Raw genomic sequence first — 19,658 nt, forward strand, 5'->3', positions numbered from 1 at the left:
GTCTCCAGACGACGGCGCCCTCTTACTCAGCATGGGCGCTCGGCATGAGCCTCGCGCGGCGAGGTGAGCGCCGCGCTGCCGCGCGTGGTCGCTAGCGCGGTTCATGGGCCGCCGCCCGGCAGGCACCGGTCGCGGCGCCGCCCGCCACTCCGGCCCCGGTCAGCCCGGACACACAACTCTGCAGGTCTCCGACCACGCCACGGCCGCAAGCCGCTGTGGTGGAAGCGGTGGCACCGGCCCGTTCTGCCATCTGTGTGCAGGCGGGGATGTCCGCCCGGGCCGCGGGAGCTGCGAGGACCGCACCACCGAGGGTGAGGGTCAGGCCGGTGAGGGCACCGGCGATACGGGTCGACGTGCGCATGGGACGCACCTGCCTTCCGGATCGGTCGCGCGGTCCTGGTCCCGGCGAGCCAGGTCCAACGCTGCGTCGCATCCACTGATCCGCACCGGGACATCCACTCGCGGGCCCCCCACTCCAGCGTCGCACCCTCTCCTCCGCCCGTCCTGGGCATCCGGGAGTGCCCTGTGTCCTTGGCCAAGGACACAGGGAGTGCGTCGGGTCGGCGGCCCGGGCTGACGTGGCGGTGCTGAATCAGGAAGCCCCAGGTCACAGGCGACGGATCGGATGGGTTAACACCCTGGGCTGGCGGTCAGGCAAGATGGGGTGTATCTGCCCACTGCCAGATTTCAAGCTGCCGGACGGTTTCTCTTGGCTGAGTACATTTACACCATGCGCAAGGCGCGCAAAGCGCACGGCGACAAGGTGATTCTCGACGATGTCACCCTGAGCTTCCTTCCGGGCGCCAAGATCGGCGTCGTCGGCCCGAACGGTGCCGGTAAGTCGACCGTGCTTCAGATCATGGCGGGGTTGCAGCAGCCGTCCAACGGTGACGCCTTCCTCGCGCCGGGTTACAGCGTCGGCATCCTGATGCAGGAGCCCAAACTGACCGACGAGAAGACCGTCCTGGAGAACGTCCAGGAGGGTGTCGCCGGCATCAAGGGCAAGCTCGACCGGTTCAACGAGATCGCCGAGCTGATGGCGACCGACTACTCGGACGCGCTGCTCGACGAGATGGGCAAGCTCCAGGAGGACCTCGACCACGCCAACGCCTGGGACCTCGACGCCCAGCTGGAGCAGGCCATGGACGCCCTGGGCTGCCCGCCCGGCGACTGGCCCGTCACCACCCTCTCCGGCGGCGAGAAGCGCCGTGTCGCACTCTGCAAGCTGCTCCTCGAGCAGCCCGACCTGCTGCTCCTCGACGAGCCCACCAACCACCTCGACGCCGAGTCGGTGAACTGGCTGGAGCAGCACCTCGCCAAGTACCCGGGCACCGTCGTGGCGATCACCCACGACCGGTACTTCCTGGACAACGTCGCCGAGTGGATCCTCGAACTCGACCGCGGCCGCGCCTACCCGTACGAGGGCAACTACTCCACCTACCTGGAGACCAAGGCCACCCGCCTCAAGGTCGAGGGTGCGAAGGACGTCAAGCGGCAGAAGCGGCTCAAGGAAGAGCTGGAGTGGGTGCGGTCGAACGCCAAGGGGCGTCAGGCCAAGTCCAAGGCCCGCCTCGCCCGCTACGAGGAGATGGCCGCCGAGGCCGAGAAGATGCGGAAGCTGGACTTCGAGGAGATCCAGATCCCGCCGGGTCCGCGCCTGGGCAGCATCGTCGTCGAGGTCAACGACCTCAACAAGGCCTTCGGCGAGAAGATCCTCGTCGACGAGCTGAGCTTCACGCTGCCGCGCAACGGCATCGTCGGCGTCATCGGCCCGAACGGCGCCGGCAAGACCACGCTGTTCAAGATGATCCAGGGCCTGGAGACCCCGGACTCCGGAGACATCAAGGTCGGCGACACGGTCAAGATCTCCTACGTCGACCAGAGCCGCGAGAACATCGACCCGAAGAAGACGCTGTGGGAGGTCGTGTCCGACGGGCTCGACTACATCAACGTCGGACAGGTCGAGATGCCGTCCCGGGCGTATGTGTCCGCCTTCGGGTTCAAGGGCCCGGACCAGCAGAAGCCGGCCGGTGTTCTCTCCGGCGGTGAGCGCAACCGCCTGAACCTGGCGCTGACCCTGAAGCAGGGCGGCAACCTGCTGCTCCTCGACGAGCCGACCAACGACCTCGACGTCGAGACCCTCTCCAGCCTGGAGAACGCGCTGCTGGACTTCCCCGGCTGCGCCGTGGTCGTCTCCCACGACCGGTGGTTCCTCGACCGAGTGGCCACGCACATCCTCGCCTACGAGGGCGAGTCCAAGTGGTTCTGGTTCGAGGGCAACTTCGAGTCGTACGAGAAGAACAAGATCGAGCGACTCGGCCCGGACGCCGCCCGTCCGCACCGCGCCACCTACAAGAAGCTGACCCGGGGCTGATCGGTCTTGCGCCACATCTATCGCTGCCCTCTGCGCTGGTCGGACATGGACGCCTACGGCCATGTCAACAACGCGGTCTTCATCCGCTACCTGGAGGAAGCCCGGATCGACTTCCTGTTCCGTCCGGACAAGGAGTTCAAGCAGGGGTCGGTGGTGGCGCGCCACGAGATCGACTACAAACGGCAGCTCGTCCACCGGCACCACCCCGTGGACGTCGAGCTGTGGATCACCGAGATCAGGGCCGCGTCCTTCACCATCACCTATGAGGTGAAGGACGACGACCTGATCTACGTACGCGCCTCGACCGTGGTCGTGCCGTTCGACTTCGAGACACAGCGCCCGCGCCGGATCACCGCCGAGGAACGCGAGTTCCTCGAGGAGTACACGGACCGGGCCGGTGAGGCCGAGAAGGAGGCCGTCGCCGCATGACGGTTCTCCACCTCGCCGACGAGGGGGAAGCGACGGACCTCGTGGCCTTCCTGTCCCGGCTGCTCCACTACGACCGTGGAGCAGCGGTGCGGCTCCAGGCGGCGGGGACGGCGCTCGCCGTGTTCGGTCGGCCGCCGTCCTTCGAGGTGCTGGCGGTGCGCGCGGTGCGACTCGCCAAGCCGTACGAGAACGGGCTGGACGCCACCCTGGACGTCACCGTGTCGGCCGGTGAGTTCCTTGAGTCCGTGGACGACACGGCGGCCACCGCCGCCGTTCCGGCCGCCGTGACCGGGCCGCCGTGGGCCGGGGTCCTGCCGCCGCGCGGCGGATGGCGGGCCGAGCCCGGGCTGCCGCTGCCGGAGGCGCTGCGCGCCACGGTCGCCGCCGCCGTCGCCGAGTTCCGCTCCCGTACTCGGGAGCTGGTGCCGGAGCAGCGGACCCGAGCGGCACTGGACCGGATCGGCCGGGACATCTGGTCACGGGAGGTCGGGCAGACCCCGCTCCCGGTGCGGGCCGTGCACGCGGCCCAGTCGCTGGGCTTCCTGCGGCCGGGCGCCGCGCCGGACGGCGGACGGGAACCCGCCGAGACACCGCCCGCGCTGCTCTCGTCGGGGGCGTGGCTGAGGCTCCGCACACCCTACGGTTCGATCGCCGTGCGCAGGGCGGCCGGGCTGGGCACATTCGACCTCAGCGTCCGCTGACCGCCCCGCCGCCCGCCCGGCCCAGGTCGTCCGGGCTCACTCCGGGGTGTTCACCATCGAGGCCGCCGCGTACGTCAGGTAGTTCCACAGCGTGTGCTCGTGCTCCTCGGACAGGCCGAGCTCGTCGACGGCCACCCGCATGTGCCGCAGCCAGGCGTCGTGCGCGGCCCGGTCGACGGTGAACGGCGCGTGCCGCATGCGCAGCCGGGGGTGACCGCGGTTCTCGCTGTAGGTGGTCGGGCCGCCCCAGTACTGCATCAGGAACAGGGTCAGCCGCTCCTCGGCCGGACCGAGGTCCTCCTCCGGGTACATCGCCCGCAGGTCCGGGTCCTCGGCGACCCCCTCGTAGAAACGGTGGACCAGCCGGCGGAAGGTCTCCTCCCCGCCGACCTGCTCGTAGAAGGTCTGCTCCTGAAGCGTGCCGCGCCGAATCTCTCTCACCCGTACATGCTCTCAGACCGGGTGGCCCAGGACTCAAGGCCCAGGACCACCCGATCCGCCCCCGTTGCTGGCCGCCGGGAGGCCCGGGGCCGCACAGTGGAGCCATGGGCGTGCACGGGCTCGACAGGGAGTTGGCGGGCGTCGCCGTCTCGGCGCGGGCGGCGCTGGTGCGGGAGATCGCGAGGAGTGGGGCCTTCGCCGGTGACCCGGTGTGGCGGGAGGCCTTCGAGAGGGTTCCGCGGCACCTCTTCGTGCCGTACTACTACGTGGGCGTTCCGGGAGGGTTCGAGCGCTGCTGGGGGCAGAGCCCGGATCCGGCGGAGCGTGAGCGCTGGCTGCGCGGCGCCTACGTGGACGGTCCGCTGGCCACCCGGGTGCGGGACGGCGAGTTGGTCTCCTCCAGCAGTCAGCCGTCGCTGATGGCGGACATGCTCGTCGAGCTGCGGGTGCGGGAGGGTGACCGGGTGCTGGAGATCGGCGCGGGCACCGGCTACAACGCGGCCCTGCTCGCCCACCGGCTCGGGGACGACGAACTCGTCACCACGGTCGACCTGGAGCCGGAGATCACCGAGTCGGCCCGGCAGCACCTGGCGGCGGCCGGTCACCATCCGGTGGTGGTCACCGGCGACGGGGCGCGCGGGGTACCCGAACGTGCCCCCTTCGACCGGATCATCGCCACCTGCACACTGCGGGCCGTCCCGCACGCCTGGCTCGCCCAGTGCCGTCCCGGCGCCCGGATCCTCACCCCGCTCGCCACCGGGCTGCTGGCGCTGAACGTGCGCGACGCCGGGCACGCCGAGGGCCGGTTCCTGCACACGCCCGCCTACTTCGTGCCGCTGCGCGGCGAACACCGGCCCGAGCCGGAGCCGACGCCCCCGGACGGCGTACCCGACGGGGTCCGGGGACACGAACTGTTCCGGTTCCTGCTGACCCTCGCCGGCGACGCCATCGGGCCGCCGGAGGCCTGCGCACTGTGGGAGCGCGAGGGCCGGCCCGTCCGGGAGCGCTACGGCGTCACGGTCGCCGGCGGGCGTGAGTGGGCGTGGCTGGACGACCCGCAGGGGCCGTACACCTGGCCCCTGCCGGGCTGAGCCCCCGCCCGGTCCGGCAGCGGGGTCAGGTCAGCCGCGCCGGATCGTGATCGTCGTCCAGGCGCCCACGTGCACCCGGTCGCCGTCCTGGAGCGGCACCGGTACGAACGGCTGGATCGGCTCCTCCGAGCCGTTGACCGTCGTACCGTTCGTCGAGTTCTGGTCGACGACCGCCCAGCCGCCGTCCGGCTGCTGGACCAGGACCGCGTGCTGGTGCGAGACGCCCGGGTCCTCCGGCGGCACCGACAGGTCGATGTCGGGGGTGTCGCCGGTGGAGTGGCGGCGGCGGCCGATGGTGAGCTGGTTGCCGGTGAGCGTGCGCTGCTGCTCGGGCGAGTAGGCGGGCAGGTTGAGACCCGCGGCCTCGGGGCCCGATCGGTGCATCATCGCCATGAAGTACTCGCGGTCCGGGCCTATGGTCACCGTCCAGGTCGCGGGCCCCTGCGGAGCCTGCGGGAAGGCGGAGCCGGGGCCCTGGGCGGAGCCGGGCTGCGGGTAGCCGTAGCCGTCGCCCTGGCCGCCGTTGCCGGGACCCGAGGGGTGGGCGGCGGACGGCGGGGAGATGACCCAGTCGTCTTCGGCGCCGCCGAAGGACGGACCGCCGACCGGGGGCCGGCCGGACTCCTGCGGGAAGGCGGGGGGAGTGGGCGGGCCGGGCTGCGCGAAGGACTGCGGACCACCGGTGGTGGCACCGGGACCGGGAGGCGGCGGAACGGGCCGACCGGGGTCCCCTCCGAAGCCACCGGGCCCACCCGGGCCGCCGGGGGCGCCAGGAGCACCCGTGGCACCGGGGCCCTGTCCGCCGAAGCCGGGCCGGGTTACCGGTCCCTGGCCGCCGCCGAACCCAGAGGGACCGGGGCCGCCTTGACCGCGTTCGCCGCCGAACGGCGAAGAGCTGGGGTCGTTCTGGCCGCGTTCGTTGCCGAACGGGGAGGGACCGGGGCCGCCTTGGCCGCGTTCGCCGCCGAACGCAGAAGGTCCGGGGCCGCCTTGGCCGCGTTCGCCGCCGAACCCAGAGGGACCGGGGCCGCCTTGGCCGCGTTCGCCGCCGAACGCAGAAGGTCCGGGGCCGCCTTGACCGCGTTCGCCGCCGAACGGCGAGGCGCCGGGGCCACCCTGGCCGCGTTCGCCGCCGAACGGTGTCGGGCCGGACGGCTCGCTGTTGAAGGGCGGGATCGGCTCGGCGGGGCGGTTCATCTGCGAGGGGCGTGAGCGCTGGTACTCGTAGGAGTCACCGCCGCCGTAGGACTGGCCGGGAGCCTGGCCGGGGGAGGGGAAGCGCGGGGCGGCCGGGCCGGACGCCGGCGGGCGCGGGGCGGCCGGGGTGTACGAGGTGGCCGTGTTCGTCAGGAAGTTCCACCGGCACTCCTCGCAGAACGGCGCGCCGCCCTCGCGGGGCGTACGGCACTGCGGGCACAGCTCCGGCTCCGGAGCGCCGGGCTGGGTCGGGCGGCCCATGGGCCGCCCGCCGGCGCCCGGAGGCGGCGGCGGGAATCCGTATCCGCCACCGGCGGGCGGCGGCGGAGGCGGCGGAGGCACGGCACCGGCCATGCGGTGACCGCAGACCTCGCACCAGTCGTCGGAACCCGACTGGTGTCCGTTCGGGCAGGTCGGCATGTCGGCGCGTCCCTCTCTGTCAGGCGCTGTATCTGGCAGGGTCTGATCTGGCAGAGTCTGTGATGGACCCTGTCACTTCTTTACACGAACAGTCTTTGTGGACCGTGTCTCAAGGGTCATCTCGTCGGCCTCCGCGACCCTCGCTTTCAGTCGCACAGTACCTGTCGCCGCATCGACCACGTCCACCACCTTCGCAAGCAGTTTCGCAGTATCGGCGTTCCCCGACGCGCTCGCGAGCTGAACGGCCCGGCCCAGTTTGGCCGTTGCACCGTCGAAATCACCCACTTTGCGAAGATCGAGGCCCTGCTGGATGGCCTGTGCCAGCTCGGCCTGGCCCGTGTAGTGCGCGACCTGCGGGTTGATCGAGGTGGACGCGGCCATGTCGTCGGTCCACACGGCCCGTACGAGTCCCTGGGCGCCGAGGTTCTGCGCGGTTCCGTCGGGCTGCGGCACGACCAGGGAGACCCGCGCGGCCAGCATCTCCTGGCCGAGACCGGCCGTGGGAACCTCGACGCAGACGTGGTAGTCGCGGGACTCGTCGCCCCAGGAACCGGTGGGGTAGTCCCCGGCGCGCGGGCCCGCCTCGGTGCGCCGGCCGGTCAGCTCCGCGACCGTCGGCGCCACCTGCTTGACGAACTTCACGGTCGTGCCGACCGGCGTCCACAGCCGCAGCGCGACGTCCGCGACCTCCTTGCCCATCGCCGCCTCCATCATCCGCGTGAAGTCGGCGGCCAGACCGTTCGGGTCGGCGACGATGTCGGCGGTGCCGAGCAGGGCGGAGGCGATCCCTGTGACTTCTTTCACTTCCCAGTCGGTGCCCACACCGCGGGCGTCACAGGTGAAGCGTGCGGCGCCCGAGTCGAGCGCGGCGCGCAGATCCTCGGGCGACTCGTGCTCGTTGCGGCCGTCGGTCAGCAGGATGCCGTGCCGGATGGCGACATCCACCGAGGACAGCAGCCGGTCGGCCAGTCGCAGCCAGGTGCCGATGGCCGTACCGCCCCCGGCGCTGAGCTTGCGCAGCGCCTGCTTGGCCTGGTCGCGGGTGGCGGCGTCGGCGACGGCGAGCCGTCCGCCGCCCGGGTACACCTCCTTGGCGACGTGCGTGCCGCCGATCACCGCGAAGTGCACCCCGTCGCGCAGGGTGTCGATCGCGGCGGCCGTGGCGTCGCGGGCGTTGCGCATCTTGGTCGGCGGGTAGTCCATCGAGCCCGAGCAGTCGACCATGATCGCCACGGCCGCGGAAGGCCCCTGCCCGGACGAGTACAGCTGCGGTGCGCCGACCGCGCTGCCGATGGTGCCGCCGCCCGTCGCCGTCACGGTGACGATCGCGTTGACCTCGCGACCGCCCTCCGGAAGGAACTCGTTCTGGTAGACGTCCACCGAGAACTGCGGCACGTTCGACTTCGACAAATTGGCCATGACTGTTCTGACTCCCCCTTGATCCCACGGGTTGCGTGGGTGACGACTGCGGGCGGACCGGTCCCCTCCGGCCCGCCTCCCCGGCGCGTGGCCTCTCGGCCGTGCGCGGCCTCAGCCCGATCCTGCCCCCTGCTGCGGTGCCGGGAACGGGACGACGGCCACTGTTACGTTGTCGTGGCCCCCGCCGTCGAGCGCGTGACCGACCAGGACCCGCGCACCGTGCAGCGGCCGGGCGGCGGCGTCCGGCGGCACGGCCCCGCACATCTCCTCCGCCGTCTCCGCGTAGTTCCACAGGCCGTCCGTGCAGACCACCACCGCGCCCGCCCGGTCGGGCTTGAAGGAGGCGGTGTGCGGCTCCAGTTCGTAGGCGTCCGCGCCGAGCCAGCCGGTGATCGCGTGGGCACGCTCGTCGGCGTACGCCTCCGCCTCGTTCATCAGGCCCGCGGCGACCATCTGCGCCGCCCACGAGTCGTCCTCGGTGAGCCGGGCCGCCGGTGCGCCGCGGTCCGCCGGCACCCAGTAGGCGCGACTGTCACCGACCCAGCCGACGACCAGCAGGCCGGAGGCGACCACCGCGCCGACGATCGTGCAGGCCGGGGCGTTCTGGTGCGGGCTGTGCTCGCGGGCCGTCGCGGGCTCCTCCGCCAGCGCGTTGACCGCCTGCGAGGCCGCGACGATCGCGTCGTGCATCGCCGTCTGCGGATGCGTGCCGCGCGGCAGGGCCGCCAGCAGTGACTCGCCTGCCGCCTGCGAGGCGGCGAGCGAGGCCTCGTCGGGCCGGGTCGCCGAGGACACGCCGTCGCAGACGATCGCCACCGAGGCGGCCGAGCCGTCGGGCAGCGTGATGTGGCCGAGGGCGAACGCGTCCTCGTTGCGGTGGTGGCGCAGCCCGCGGTCGCTGACCGCGGCGACCGGGCCGCACTCCTGCTCCATGTGGTCGCGCTCGCGCGGCTGCGCGTGCCCACAGTTCTCGCAGTAGCCGTCGCCGTCGACCCGCCCCGCCCGGCAGGCCACACAGACCCTGGCCCGCTCAGCCTCCTCGGCGGCAGCGGCAGCGTTGTCGTCGGCCGCGGGCCTCGGGTCCGGGGCCTGGAGCGGGTACTCCTCCGGCTCCGGCGGCCGGTCGAACCGTACTCCCGAGGCCGCGGCGGGCCACTCCACGTCCTCGTCATCGGTGGGTGCCGGGGCGTCCTGCGGTGATGCGGGCACCACCGACAGGTTGTACCCGCACGCACCGCAGAAACGGTCACTCGGATCGAGCGGCTCGGCGCAGCTCGGGCACTTCGACGGTGCGGCCTGCTGGGGCATCTGCGACATCAACTACACCCACGTCCGGGGGCGGTAACGGTTGGCCCGTTCCACCAGGTCGATCCTCTCCTCGCCGCCGGGCGCGAGCCGGGCCAGCGTGCGGTACGAACGCTCCAGACCGAAACGCAGGCCCCGCTCGTCCAGACCGCTGCCGAGCAGCACCCGGCCGTCGGCGGCGGCCTGTGTGCCCTGGCTACCGGAGAGTATCCAGTCGAGCGCGCTGCCGAGTACCTCTGTGGACAACTGTTCGCGTCGGGCCGGGTCCAGGCCGTACGCGTCGAGCGCCTCGACCTGCCCGGCGGCGGCCGTCAGATCCTCCAGGAGCGGTACGTCACCCGCGGCCGCCGTGCGCTGCCGCAGCCGTGCCCGGACGGCGGCCACCCGGGCGGCCGTGTAGTGGATGGAGGACTCCGGAACCGACTCCAGCGTCCGCACGGCTGCGGCGCGGTCGCCCGTCGCGAGCTGCACCCGGGCCAGGCCGAACGCGGAGCTCACAAAACTCGGGTCGGTCGACCACACCAGCCGGTAGTACTCCGCGGCGTTGTCCAGCTGGCCGAGCATCTCCGCGCACAGGCCCAGCGCCAGCTTGGGCGCGGCCTCGCCCGGGAAGGCGTCGTAGACCGCGTCGAAGGCCGGCGCGGCGCCCTCGGAGTCGCCGGTCACCAGGGCCGCCACACCCCGGTACCACACCACCCGCCAGTCGTCGGGCCGTTCGCCCTCCAGCCTGGTCAGCACCCCGAGCGCCGCCCCGAAGTCGCCGTTCTCCAGCTCGGCACGGACCTGCCGCAGCCTGGTCTCGACGGTCTGCTGCGGGGCCGCGGCGAGCGCGCCGAGCAGTTCGCCCGGCGCGGACGTCATCAGACCGGCCAGGAAACCGGCGTTGGGGTCCGTCGGGTCGACGAGCGGCACCGGCAGCGCGAGCCCGGCGGCCGCGGTGACGACCGGTCTGACCAGGCCGGGCATGCCGCCCGGGGCCTCCGGGGCGGGTGTCCGCCGTGCGGACCGGGTGCTTCGCGCCCCCAGCCGGGACACGTCCCCCGCCAGCTTCGGGAACAGCTCCGTGTCGGTGACCTTGAGCTCCGGGCCGAACAGTGTCGACAGCGCGGGCCGGGCCCGGCCCGTCTGGAGCGACACGACCTCCCGCAGCACGCCCGTCAGCTGCTCGGACATCTCCTGCGCGGACGCGAACCGGCGGGCCGGGTCGGGGTCGGTGGCGCGGACCAGCAGCCGGTAGAACGACTCGTACTGCTGGAAGACCTCGATGGTGTCGGGGTCCGGCAGGGAGTCCACGTAGACGTTGGTGTAGCCCTGGAAGTCGAAGGTCAGCACGGCCAGCGTGCGGCCGACCGTGTACAGGTCGCTCGCCACCGACGGACCGACCTCCGCCACCTCCGGCGCCTGGTAGCCGACCGTGCCGTAGATGGCCGACTCCTCGTCGTCCATCCGGCGCACCGCGCCCATGTCGATCAGCTTGAGCTGGTCCTCGGTCTGGATCGCGTTGTCGACCTTGAAGTCGCAGTACAGCAGGTTGCGGCTGTGCAGATGGCCGAGTGCCTCCAGCGCCTCGATGCCGTACGCGCACGCCTGCTCCACCGGCAGCGGGTCCCGCCGGCCGTCCTCGGTGCGGCGCGCGTTGGCGATCTCCTTCAGCGCCTTGCCGCCCACGTACTCCATGACGATGTAGCCGTCGAGCGAGCCGGTGCGCTGGTCGAGGTGCTCCACGAAGTTGTAGATCCGCACGATGTTGGCGTGCTCGATCTCCGCGAGGAAGCGCCGCTCGGAGATCGCCGCCGCCATCGCGTCCTGGTCACCGGTGTCCAGCAGGCCCTTGAGCACCACCCAGCGGTCCGACACGGCCCGGTCCACCGCGAGGTAGATCCAGCCCAGACCGCCGTGCGCCAGACAGCCCGCGACCTCGTACTGGCCGTGCACGATGTCGCCGCTGTGCAGCTTCGGGACGAACGAGTACGGGTTGCCGCACTTGGTGCAGAACCCCTCGGTACGGCCCGGGCGTTCACCCCGTGCCCGGCCCACCGGTGCCCCGCAGTCGGAGCGCGAGCAGAACCGCTTCCGCTCGGGCACCTCGGGGTTGTCCAGCACCATCGCCCGTGGGTCGGGCCGCGGCACCTGGGGCACCGACACCAGCCCGGCACCCAGCCGGGCCCGCCCGGACGAGCCGGCCGAGCTGCCGGAACTGCGCACCGACACCGAACGGCTGCTGGACCTTCCCGACACCGAGCGCGAGAGCCGCCCCGACACCGAGCGCCGTGACTTCGACGACTGCGACGCCGTACGCGCGCTGCGGCCACTCGCGGACGAACCGACGCCGCCCGCCGAGCCCTTGCCGCCGCCTGCCGTCCCGGTGGGCGACGAACCCACCAGGCCCCTCCCGGAGACGACCGGCGCCAGACCGCAGGTGTCGCAGTACAGCTCACCGCCGCCCACGTCCTCGTACGTCCCGTCGCAGCCCGGCCGCTGACACGACTGCCCTGCCTGACTCATGGCTGGCTACTCCCCCCTCCGGTCCTGAGGGCCGCCCTGCTCCGGCACCCGCGGGGCACCGAGCAGTTCGGCCGCCGCCTGCTGATAGCGCAGCACGGCCTGTTCGGCGACGCGCAGATCGCACGGCGCGCTCCACAACATGCGGCGGGCCGCGTCGTAGCGCTCGATGAGGAACGGATCCTCCGCGAGCCCGTGCCGGGCCACCTTCGCCTTGTACGCGTCGAGCCGGCCGCGCAGCTCGGCGCGGACCGCCAGCGGCGCCGTGACCGCAGTCAACGACTCCCGGGCACGCAGCAGTTCGTCCTCCGCCTTCTGCTCCAGCGACTCCAGCAGCGGGGACAGCCGGTGCCAGCGCGCCTGTCGGCGGTACTCGGCGGCCGTCGCCAACTGCTCATGGAGCACGGTCGGCGGCCCGCTGACCACCGGCACCTCCGTGGCGGCGATCTTCGCCAGCACCTCGCCGCGCGCGGTGCGCGCCTCTGCCAGCGTGCGGTCCGCGCGGGAGAGCACGTCCCGCAGCCGCACCAGCCGCTGTTCGGCGTCCTGGCGGACCGTCAGTACGGCGTCGATCTCCCTGCGCACGTCCTCCAGGGCGCGCGCCTCACGGTCGTACACCGTGGTGTCCGGCCGGCCGCCGCCCGGCGCCGAACTGCCCTGCGCCGGAACCCAGTAGGCGAGCGGGTCGGAGACGACCTCCTCGCGCAGCGCCGTGAGCGTCCGGGTGATCCGCTCCAGGTCGTCCCCGGACGGATGCTCGCCGGGGCGGACCCCGACCGAGTGCGCGAGTTTACGGGTGCGCTGGAGCTCCGCGGCGAGTAAATCGATGCGTGCGGGCAGCGCCGACCACACCGCGTCGGCCGTCACGACCATGTCCAGCGAGGCCGCGTACAGCTCGTTCATCCGCTCCACCAGCGCGGACAGCGTGAACCGGCGGCTCAGCCGGCCCGCCTCGGGCAGCAGGGCCGGAACGTTCGCGGCCGCCGCGGCACCGCCGGCGACCGTCACGGACTCCCCGCGCAGCAACCCGGTCAGCTCCACCAGGTCCTCGCGGCCGGACCAGCGGCGCCGGGAGCGGATCTCCCTGGCCCTGCGCAGCGTGTCCGCGTACGCCTCGAAGTACGCCCACAGCAGCGTTATCGAGGCCTCCGTGGCCGCCCAGCGCTCCTTGGTCGTGCCGGTCAGCCCGGCGCCTTCGAGCAGCCTGCGGCCCGCGTGGTCCTGGAGGGCGAGGAGCGAACTCTCGATCGCCTCGTGCTCCGCGCCGAGCCGCGCCAGCGCACGGTCCACCTCGTCCCGGTCCATCACCGGCCCGGCGGGGTCCGTGGCGCCCATCGATCACCTCTCGCTGCTGTCTGGGGCTGTGCTGTGGGGGTCAACTGGTCAGCTCGTGCGGAGATACTCCGGCGCCGGCGGCTTGGACGGCGCCGGGTCCGCGCCCAGTGTCGCGGACAGCCATTTGTCGTACGACGCCTGCCAGCCGCTCTGCCCGTACTCCACCAGGATCCGGTTGACCCGGCGGACCAGGTCGTCGGCGTCCTTTTTCATCGCCACGCCGTAGTACTCGGTCGTGAAGGCGGAACCCTTGAGAGCCACCGTCGGGTCCTGGGCGGCCTGGCTGGCGGCCAACGCGCCGTCGGTGACCACCGCGTCGGCCTCGCCGAGCTGGAGCCGCACCAGGCAGTCGAGCTGGTTGGGGACCGTCTGCCGGATGTCGGCCGAGGAGTCCAGGCGGCCCGCCTTGCGGTCCTCGTCCAGCTTGGCGTAGGCCGTGGAACCCTTCGCCGTGCATATCCGCTTGTGGGCGAGGGACGCGTCATAGCCGGTCACGGACGACGACTTGGGCGCCAGCACCGTCTGCCCGGTCTTGAAGTACGGGGCGGAGAACGCGACCTGGTCGAGGCGGTCGCAGGTGATGGTCATCGTCCGCACCACCATGTCGACCCGGCCGTCCTGGATCGCCGGGATGCGCTGGCTGGTGGGGATCGCCTTGAACTGGACCGCGTTCGGGTCGCCGAGGATGTCCTGGGCGATCCGGTGGGCCAGGTCGATGTCGAAGCCCTCCAGCTCCGCGTCCTTGTTGTTCGGGTTGCGGTAGCCCCAGTGGTAGCTGTTCTGGTCGACGCCGACGATCAGTTTCCGCTTGGCGCCGGTACGCGCCTTGATGGCCTGGATCGTGGGACCGTCGGCGGCCGACGGGGCCAGCGTCTGCCGCTGCGCCTCGGAGGGCTCGCAGCCGTCCGCCCGCGCCTGGCTGCCGGTGGCGACGCCCGGGCCGCCGACCCCGGTCGCGCCGTCCTCACCGTCGTGCGACTGACTCAGCGGCAGCAGCAGGACGAACGTCAGCGCGACGGCGCAGACGGCCGCCATCGCGCCCACTCCGCCCCAGCCGCGCAGCAGGGCCCGCACACGTTCCACGTTCATCCTCCCGCCCCCTCTCACCGGTACTCCGACAGCCTGCGGCCGATGCCGGCCAGCGCGCCCGCCGCGCCCAGCACACCGAGCGCCGCCGCGCCGACGGGCAGTCCGGTCATGGCGTCCCGGCCGTCACCGGCCGACTGCCTGAACTCGGTCTGCTCGTGCGCGATCGCCTTCTTCAGGTTGGCGTCGACGCTGTCGAAGCACTCGCCGGTCGCGCCCTTGGGGCCGATCACCTTGTCCAGCGCCGTCTGGTAGTTGCCGTTCTCGTCCTCGGCGCGGGCGCCGGCGTGGCGCTGCTTCCACACCGTCATGTTGCCCTTGGCCGCGCTGACCGGCTCGCTGCCCGAACGGTCGTCGGCGAGCCGCGCCGCCTCGGCCAGGCCCTTGCCCAGAACGCCCATGTCCTTGTCGAAGTCGTAGTAGTACGCGTCGTACGTCTGCCCGCCGACCGTCACGGTCTCGGCGCCCCGCGCCACCAGGCTCAGGTTCTCGTTGCCCCGGGCCTTTAGGGAGGCGATTCGGGCGTCGTCCAGCACGTTCAGCGAACGGATGCCGTGGTCGTAGGAGTCGTTCAGGCCCGCGCGGGCGACGCTGTGGCCGACGACCAGCCAGAGCAGGGCGACCGCCGCGGTGGCCGTGGCCGCGGCCAGGCCGTGGTTCAGCACCCGGTTGGTGCGCCGGTACTCGCGGTGCTGGACCCGGGCCAGCCCGGCCAGCGCGAGCACGCCCAGACCGATCGCCGCCCACGGGTAGGGCGTCGCGTCCGCGTAGTCGGAGCGCAGCCGCTGGTGTTCCTTCGTGTAGAGGTCCTCCGCCGCCGGGAGCATCTCGTTCTGCATCTTGTCGTTGGCGTAGCGGAGATAGGCGCCGCCGACGGGGTAGCCCTGCCGGTTGTAGGTGCGAGCCCGTTCGACCAGGCCCTTGTACTCCGGAAGGAGCTTGTTCAGCTTGGCGATCGACGCCTCGGAGGGCGAGCCCGGGTCGGAGGCGGTGGCCGCGGTGACCAGCTTCCCGGCGGCCGTACGGATGTCCTTCTCGTACCGCTCGCGGGAGGCGGCCGTCTCCTGGCCGCCCGCCAGGAAGCCGGTGGACGCGGCCGTGTTGGCGTCCGCCAGCGAGCGGTAGATGTCCGCCGCGTCCGAGCTGAGCGGCTGGCTGCTGTGCAGCACGTCGTCGGCGGCGCTCGCGCGGTCGGTGGTCTGCCAGGCGGTGACGGCGCCGAACACGACGACCAGCAGGGCCAGTACGGCACCTATGGCCCGCAACCGGCCCGGCTCGGTTGCCGCGGCGGCGCGCAGCCGGCCGGCGCCCTCGGCGAACGCCGTACGACGCGGGCGCGGCGGTTCGCCCGCGAGCGGTCCGCCCGCGGGCGTGGGCGCGACCAACGAGCCGTGCTGCGGCGGGATCGCCGGCATGGTGGGCACGCCGGAGCCCGGTCCCGGTTCCGGTGGCGCCGCGCTGCTCTTCGGCGGGTGTGTCACTGCTGACCTCCCCCATGGTCATCTGTCACCGCCAGTATCGCCGCCCGGACCGACATTCCGCACCGGCCTTCACTGGATCTTGATCGGATCGCAGCCCCGGGGGGACTGACGGCGTGGTGCGGTCTCCGCACCACCCCCTGCCCATGAACACGCCCGGGCAACCGGTTCGGTTCCCCCGCCGTGGCCGTCGCCTAGGGTTCCCAGTGGGCCCGTGCCCGTTCCCGCGCGGCCGGGAGCGCGCCCACCCGGTCCAGCCCCAGCAGCGCCGCCCCCAGCACCGGACTGGCCGTCACCACACGGGGCACCGCCTTCGGCGCCCGGGCCGCCAGCAGCTCCCGGACGCCGTCGTCGAGCCGCCGGTGACCTGCCGTCAGGACACCGCCGCCCAGCAGCACCGGAGTCTCCTCGCGCAGCAGGTCCAGGCGGGACAGCGCGACCGCCGCCATCGTCACCACCTCCCCGGCCAGCCGGTCCACGATCGAGCACGCGACCGCGTCCCCGCGCGCGGCCGTCGCGAACAGCACCGGCGTCAACTCGTGGTGCCGGACCCGCTCCACGTGCCCCAGGTGCAGTGCCTCGATGAGCGCGTACATCGACCCCAGGCCGAAGTGCGCCGGGAGAGTGCGGGCCAGTTCCGTGGGCCCGCCGCGCCCGTCCTCGGCGCGTGCCGCGTGCCACAGGGCCTCCTCGGCCAGCCCCCAGCCGCCGCCCCAGTCGCCGGAGACCCGGCCGAGTGCCGGGAAGCGGGCGGTGCGGCCGTCGGGCCGCATCCCCACGCAGTTGATGCCCGCCCCGCAGACCACCGCCACCCCACGCGGCTCGGCCACCCCGGCCCGCAGGATCGCGAAGGTGTCGTTGCGGACCTCCACCGACGCGCCCCAGCGGCGCGCGGCGAGTGCGGCCGCCAGCCGCTCCTCCTCGACGGGCAGGTCGGCGTTGGCCAGGCACGCCGAGACATGCGAGACCGAGCCGACACCGGCCGTGGCGCGGGCCCGCGCGACCGCCCCGGCCAGCTCGTCCACCGCCGCCTCCACGCCCACCGTCGGCGGCCGGAACCCGCCGCCGCGCGCGGTGGCCAGGACCTCCCCGTCGGCGGTCAGCAGCGCGACGTCGGTCTTGCTGTTGCCCGCGTCGATGGCGAGGACGGCGGCGGTCAGGCCCACGCGAGGTACTCCCGGTTGTGCGCGACCAGCCGGTCGGTCAGGGTGTCGGCGTACTCGTACTGGCCGATCAGGGGATGCGACAGCAGGGCCTTGAACACCCGGTCCCGGCCGCCGTGCAGCGCCGCCGCCAGGGCCAGCTCCTCGTAAGCGGTCACGCTCGCGACGAGGCCGGAGAACAGCGGGTCCAGGGCGGGTACGGGCAACGGGACGGGCCCCTTCGGACCGACCGCCGCCTGCACCTCGATCACCGCGTCGTCCGGCAGGAAGGGGAGCGTGCCCCGGTTGTACGTGTTCACCACCTGGTACGGGCTGCCCGCGCCGCCCAGCAGGGACGCGGCCAGGTCGACGGCCGCCTCCGAGTAGTGGGCGCCGCCCCGCTCGGCGAGCAGCTCCGGTTTCTCGTCCAGGGCCGGATCGCCGTACATGCGCAGCAGTTCGCGTTCCATGGCGGCGACTTCCGCCGCCCGGGAGGGTTTGGTGCGCAGCTCCCGCACCACCGCGTCGTGCGCGTAGTAGTAGCGCAGGTAGTACGACGGGATTACGCCGAGCCGGTCCAGCAGGGGGCGGGGCAGGCGCAGTTCGGCGGCGACGGCGTCGCCGTGCTCGGCCAGCAGCCTCGGCAGCACGTCCGCGCCCTCGGGGCCGTCCAGCCGTACGCCTGTTTCCCAGGTGAGGTGGTTGAGGCCGACGTGGTCCAGGTGGAGGCCGGCGGGGGCGACGCCGAGCAGGGCGGCGAACTTCCGCTGGAGGCCGATCGCCACGTTGCACAACCCGACCGCCCTGTGCCCGGCCTGGAGCAGGGCGCGGGTGACGATCCCCACCGGGTTGGTGAAGTCGATGATCCAGGCGTGCGGGTTGGTGCGGCGGACGCGTTCGGCGATGCCGAGGACGACGGGCACCGTGCGCAGCGCCTTGGCCAGGCCGCCCGCTCCGGTCGTCTCCTGCCCGATGCAACCGCACTCCAGCGGCCAGGTCTCGTCCCGCTCGCGGGCGGCCTGTCCGCCGACGCGCAGTTGGAGGAGCACCGCGTCGGCGCCGTCGACGCCCGCGTCCAGATCGGAGGTGGTGACGACACGGCCGGGATGGCCCTGCCTGGCGAAGATCCGTCGGGCCAGCGCGCCGACCGGCTTCAGGCGTTCGGCCGCCGGGTCGACCAGGACCAGTTCCTCGACGGGCAGGACGTCCCTGAGCCGGGCGAAGCCGTCGACGAGTTCGGGGGTGTAGGTCGATCCGCCGCCGACCACGGTGAGTCTCATGCCCTGTCAACCCTTCACTGCCAGAACGGTTGCGGCCGCGGAGGTGCCGGCCGGTCAGCGCGAGGTGTCGAAGACCTCGTCGCGGGTGGCCGCGAGCGCGCTCTCCAACGCGCCGCGCAGCACCGGGTTTTCCTGTACGTCGCCGATGACGAGGCGCGGGCGGGGTGCCGCCAGCTCCGCCAGTTCGGCCTGGACCAGCGCGCGCAGCACCTCGCCGCCGGCGGTGAGGACGGAGCCGCTGAGGACGACGAGCTCGGGGTCGAGGACGGAGACGAGCGCGGCGAGACCGGTGGCGAGCCGGGTCGCGTACGCCCGCAGCAGTTCGCGGTGCGGACCGTCCGGTTGGTCGGCGGCGCGGGCCACGAGCCGGGCGGCCGCCTCGGCGTACGGGCCCGCCGGTACGTCCCCGATACCCAGTTCCCGGGCCAGCGGGGGCAGCGCCTGTGCACCGGCCAGCTGCTGGTAGCCGCCGCTGTCGGCCTCGGCCACCCGGCGCACCAGGGGGGTGCCCGGCACCGGCAGGAAGCCGACCTCGCCCGCGCCGCCGGTCCAGCCCCGGTGCAGCCTGCCGCCGAGGACCAGGGCGGCGCCCAGCCCCTCCTGGTTCCACAGGAGTACGAAGTCCCCGTGTCCCCGGGCGGCGCCCAGCCGCTGCTCGGCCAGCGCGACGAGGTTGACGTCGTTCTCGTACTCGACCGGCATGGGGAGTGCCGCGGCGAGCTCGTCGAGCAGCGTGGGGGAGTGCCAGCCGGGCAGATGGGAGGCGTAGCGCAGCCGTCCGGTGCCGGGGTCGAAGGCGCCGGGGGTGCCGATGGCCAGCCGGTGTACGGCGTCCCGGGTCAGTCCCGCGGCCTTCACGGCGCCGTCGAGGGCGTCGGTGACCTGACGGACGACCGGCTGGGCCGGACGGTGGGCGGGGGTGGGCAGCTCGTACGAGCCGACGGTGCGGCCGGTGATGTCGGCGACGGCGGCGCGGACCCGGCCCGGGGTGACGTCGAGTCCGGCGGCGTGGGCGGCGGACGGATTCACGGCGTACAGCTGGGCGTTGGGGCCGGGGCGGCCCTCGCTGGTGCCGGTGACCCGGACCAGGCCCGCCGACTCCAGGCGGGCCAGCAGCTGGGAGGCGGTCGGCTTGGAGAGTCCGGTGAGCCCTCCGATCCGGGTCCGTGACAGCGGGCCGTGCTCCAGCAGCAGGTCCAGCGCGGCGCGGTCGTTCATCGCGCGCAGAACGCGCGGGGTGCCCGGCGTACCGACCGTCCCTGCCATGGCGCCGCACCTGCCTGCCGCTATTAGGAAACTTTCCTATCGAAGCGAACGTAAGCCCGGAGCGACGGGGCGTCAAGATACGCGAAGGCGCGGGGGGGGGGGGGGGCGCCCCCCCCCCCCCCCCCCCCCCCCAGGGGGGGGGGGGGGGGGGTGTACCCCCCAAACAACAAACCAACCAACGGGGGGGGGGTG

Annotated in this window: 16 protein-coding genes; 4 read left to right on the forward strand and 12 right to left on the reverse strand. The window is 72.9% G+C overall.

Annotated features, from left to right (window positions below):
* Positions 1-91: 91 nt before the first annotated feature.
* Positions 92-361, reverse strand: coding sequence for a hypothetical protein (locus tag ACIPK3_RS01370; RefSeq protein WP_402565541.1), 270 nt, complete (start codon positions 359-361; stop codon positions 92-94).
* Between the two features lie 348 nt (positions 362-709).
* On the opposite strand from ACIPK3_RS01370, the gene ettA reads away from it, so the two are divergent.
* From ettA to ACIPK3_RS01385, 3 genes are read left to right on the forward strand one after another with little or no spacing between them, the layout of a single operon-like run.
* Positions 710-2,374 (forward strand): energy-dependent translational throttle protein EttA, encoded by a 1,665-nt coding sequence (gene ettA / locus ACIPK3_RS01375; RefSeq protein WP_402565543.1) that lies wholly within the window; start codon positions 710-712, stop codon positions 2,372-2,374.
* 6 nt (positions 2,375-2,380) lie between these two features.
* Positions 2,381-2,803: an acyl-CoA thioesterase gene (locus ACIPK3_RS01380; protein WP_402565545.1), complete on the forward strand. Its 423-nt coding sequence runs from the start codon at positions 2,381-2,383 to the stop codon at positions 2,801-2,803.
* A complete protein-coding gene (locus tag ACIPK3_RS01385; RefSeq protein ID WP_402565547.1) occupies positions 2,800-3,504 on the forward strand; it encodes a hypothetical protein in 705 nt (234 codons plus the stop codon). Before ACIPK3_RS01380 ends, ACIPK3_RS01385 begins: the two co-directional genes overlap by 4 nt.
* Positions 3,505-3,540: 36 nt before the next feature.
* Here the strand turns inward: ACIPK3_RS01385 and ACIPK3_RS01390 are convergent, their stop codons facing one another.
* On the reverse strand, positions 3,541-3,945 hold the full coding sequence (locus ACIPK3_RS01390; protein ID WP_402565549.1) for a globin: 405 nt from the start codon (positions 3,943-3,945) through the stop codon (positions 3,541-3,543).
* 104 nt (positions 3,946-4,049) lie between these two features.
* On the opposite strand from ACIPK3_RS01390, the gene ACIPK3_RS01395 reads away from it, so the two are divergent.
* Positions 4,050-5,036, forward strand: a complete 987-nt coding sequence (locus ACIPK3_RS01395; RefSeq protein WP_402565551.1) for a methyltransferase domain-containing protein — start codon at positions 4,050-4,052, stop codon at positions 5,034-5,036.
* Between the two features lie 30 nt (positions 5,037-5,066).
* On the opposite strand, the gene ACIPK3_RS01400 is transcribed toward ACIPK3_RS01395, so the two are convergent.
* The 10 genes from ACIPK3_RS01400 to ACIPK3_RS01445 form a co-directional block, all read right to left on the reverse strand.
* On the reverse strand, positions 5,067-6,653 hold the full coding sequence (locus ACIPK3_RS01400; RefSeq protein WP_402565552.1) for an FHA domain-containing protein: 1,587 nt from the start codon (positions 6,651-6,653) through the stop codon (positions 5,067-5,069).
* Positions 6,654-6,725: 72 nt separating this feature from the next.
* Entirely contained in the window at positions 6,726-8,072 is a 1,347-nt protein-coding gene (locus ACIPK3_RS01405) for a VWA domain-containing protein (RefSeq protein WP_402565554.1), read from the reverse strand.
* 111 nt (positions 8,073-8,183) lie between these two features.
* Positions 8,184-9,389 carry a PP2C family serine/threonine-protein phosphatase gene (locus ACIPK3_RS01410; protein ID WP_402565556.1) on the reverse strand — a complete coding sequence of 402 codons (1,206 nt, stop codon included), beginning with the start codon at positions 9,387-9,389 and terminating at the stop codon, positions 8,184-8,186.
* Positions 9,390-9,392: 3 nt separating this feature from the next.
* Positions 9,393-11,882 carry a tetratricopeptide repeat protein gene (locus tag ACIPK3_RS01415; protein WP_402565557.1) on the reverse strand — a complete coding sequence of 830 codons (2,490 nt, stop codon included), beginning with the start codon at positions 11,880-11,882 and terminating at the stop codon, positions 9,393-9,395.
* A 6-nt stretch (positions 11,883-11,888) separates the two neighbouring features.
* Positions 11,889-13,214: a hypothetical protein gene (locus ACIPK3_RS01420; protein WP_402565559.1), complete on the reverse strand. Its 1,326-nt coding sequence runs from the start codon at positions 13,212-13,214 to the stop codon at positions 11,889-11,891.
* 48 nt (positions 13,215-13,262) lie between these two features.
* Complete coding sequence (locus ACIPK3_RS01425; protein WP_402565561.1) at positions 13,263-14,303, reverse strand: glutamate ABC transporter substrate-binding protein; 1,041 nt, start codon at positions 14,301-14,303, stop codon at positions 13,263-13,265.
* A gap of 14 nt (positions 14,304-14,317) precedes the next feature.
* Positions 14,318-15,781, reverse strand: a complete 1,464-nt coding sequence (locus ACIPK3_RS01430) for a hypothetical protein (protein WP_402565563.1) — start codon at positions 15,779-15,781, stop codon at positions 14,318-14,320.
* Positions 15,782-15,972: 191 nt separating this feature from the next.
* On the reverse strand, positions 15,973-16,944 hold the full coding sequence (locus ACIPK3_RS01435) for an N-acetylglucosamine kinase (RefSeq protein ID WP_402565564.1): 972 nt from the start codon (positions 16,942-16,944) through the stop codon (positions 15,973-15,975).
* Complete coding sequence (locus tag ACIPK3_RS01440; protein WP_402565566.1) at positions 16,935-18,200, reverse strand: 6-phospho-beta-glucosidase; 1,266 nt, start codon at positions 18,198-18,200, stop codon at positions 16,935-16,937. Before ACIPK3_RS01440 ends, ACIPK3_RS01435 begins: the two co-directional genes overlap by 10 nt.
* Before the next feature lie 54 nt (positions 18,201-18,254).
* Positions 18,255-19,466 carry an ROK family protein gene (locus ACIPK3_RS01445; RefSeq protein ID WP_402565568.1) on the reverse strand — a complete coding sequence of 404 codons (1,212 nt, stop codon included), beginning with the start codon at positions 19,464-19,466 and terminating at the stop codon, positions 18,255-18,257.
* Positions 19,467-19,658 lie beyond the last annotated feature (192 nt).

This window comes from Streptomyces sp. NPDC086787 (assembly GCF_044745865.1).
GTDB lineage: Bacteria > Actinomycetota > Actinomycetes > Streptomycetales > Streptomycetaceae > Streptomyces.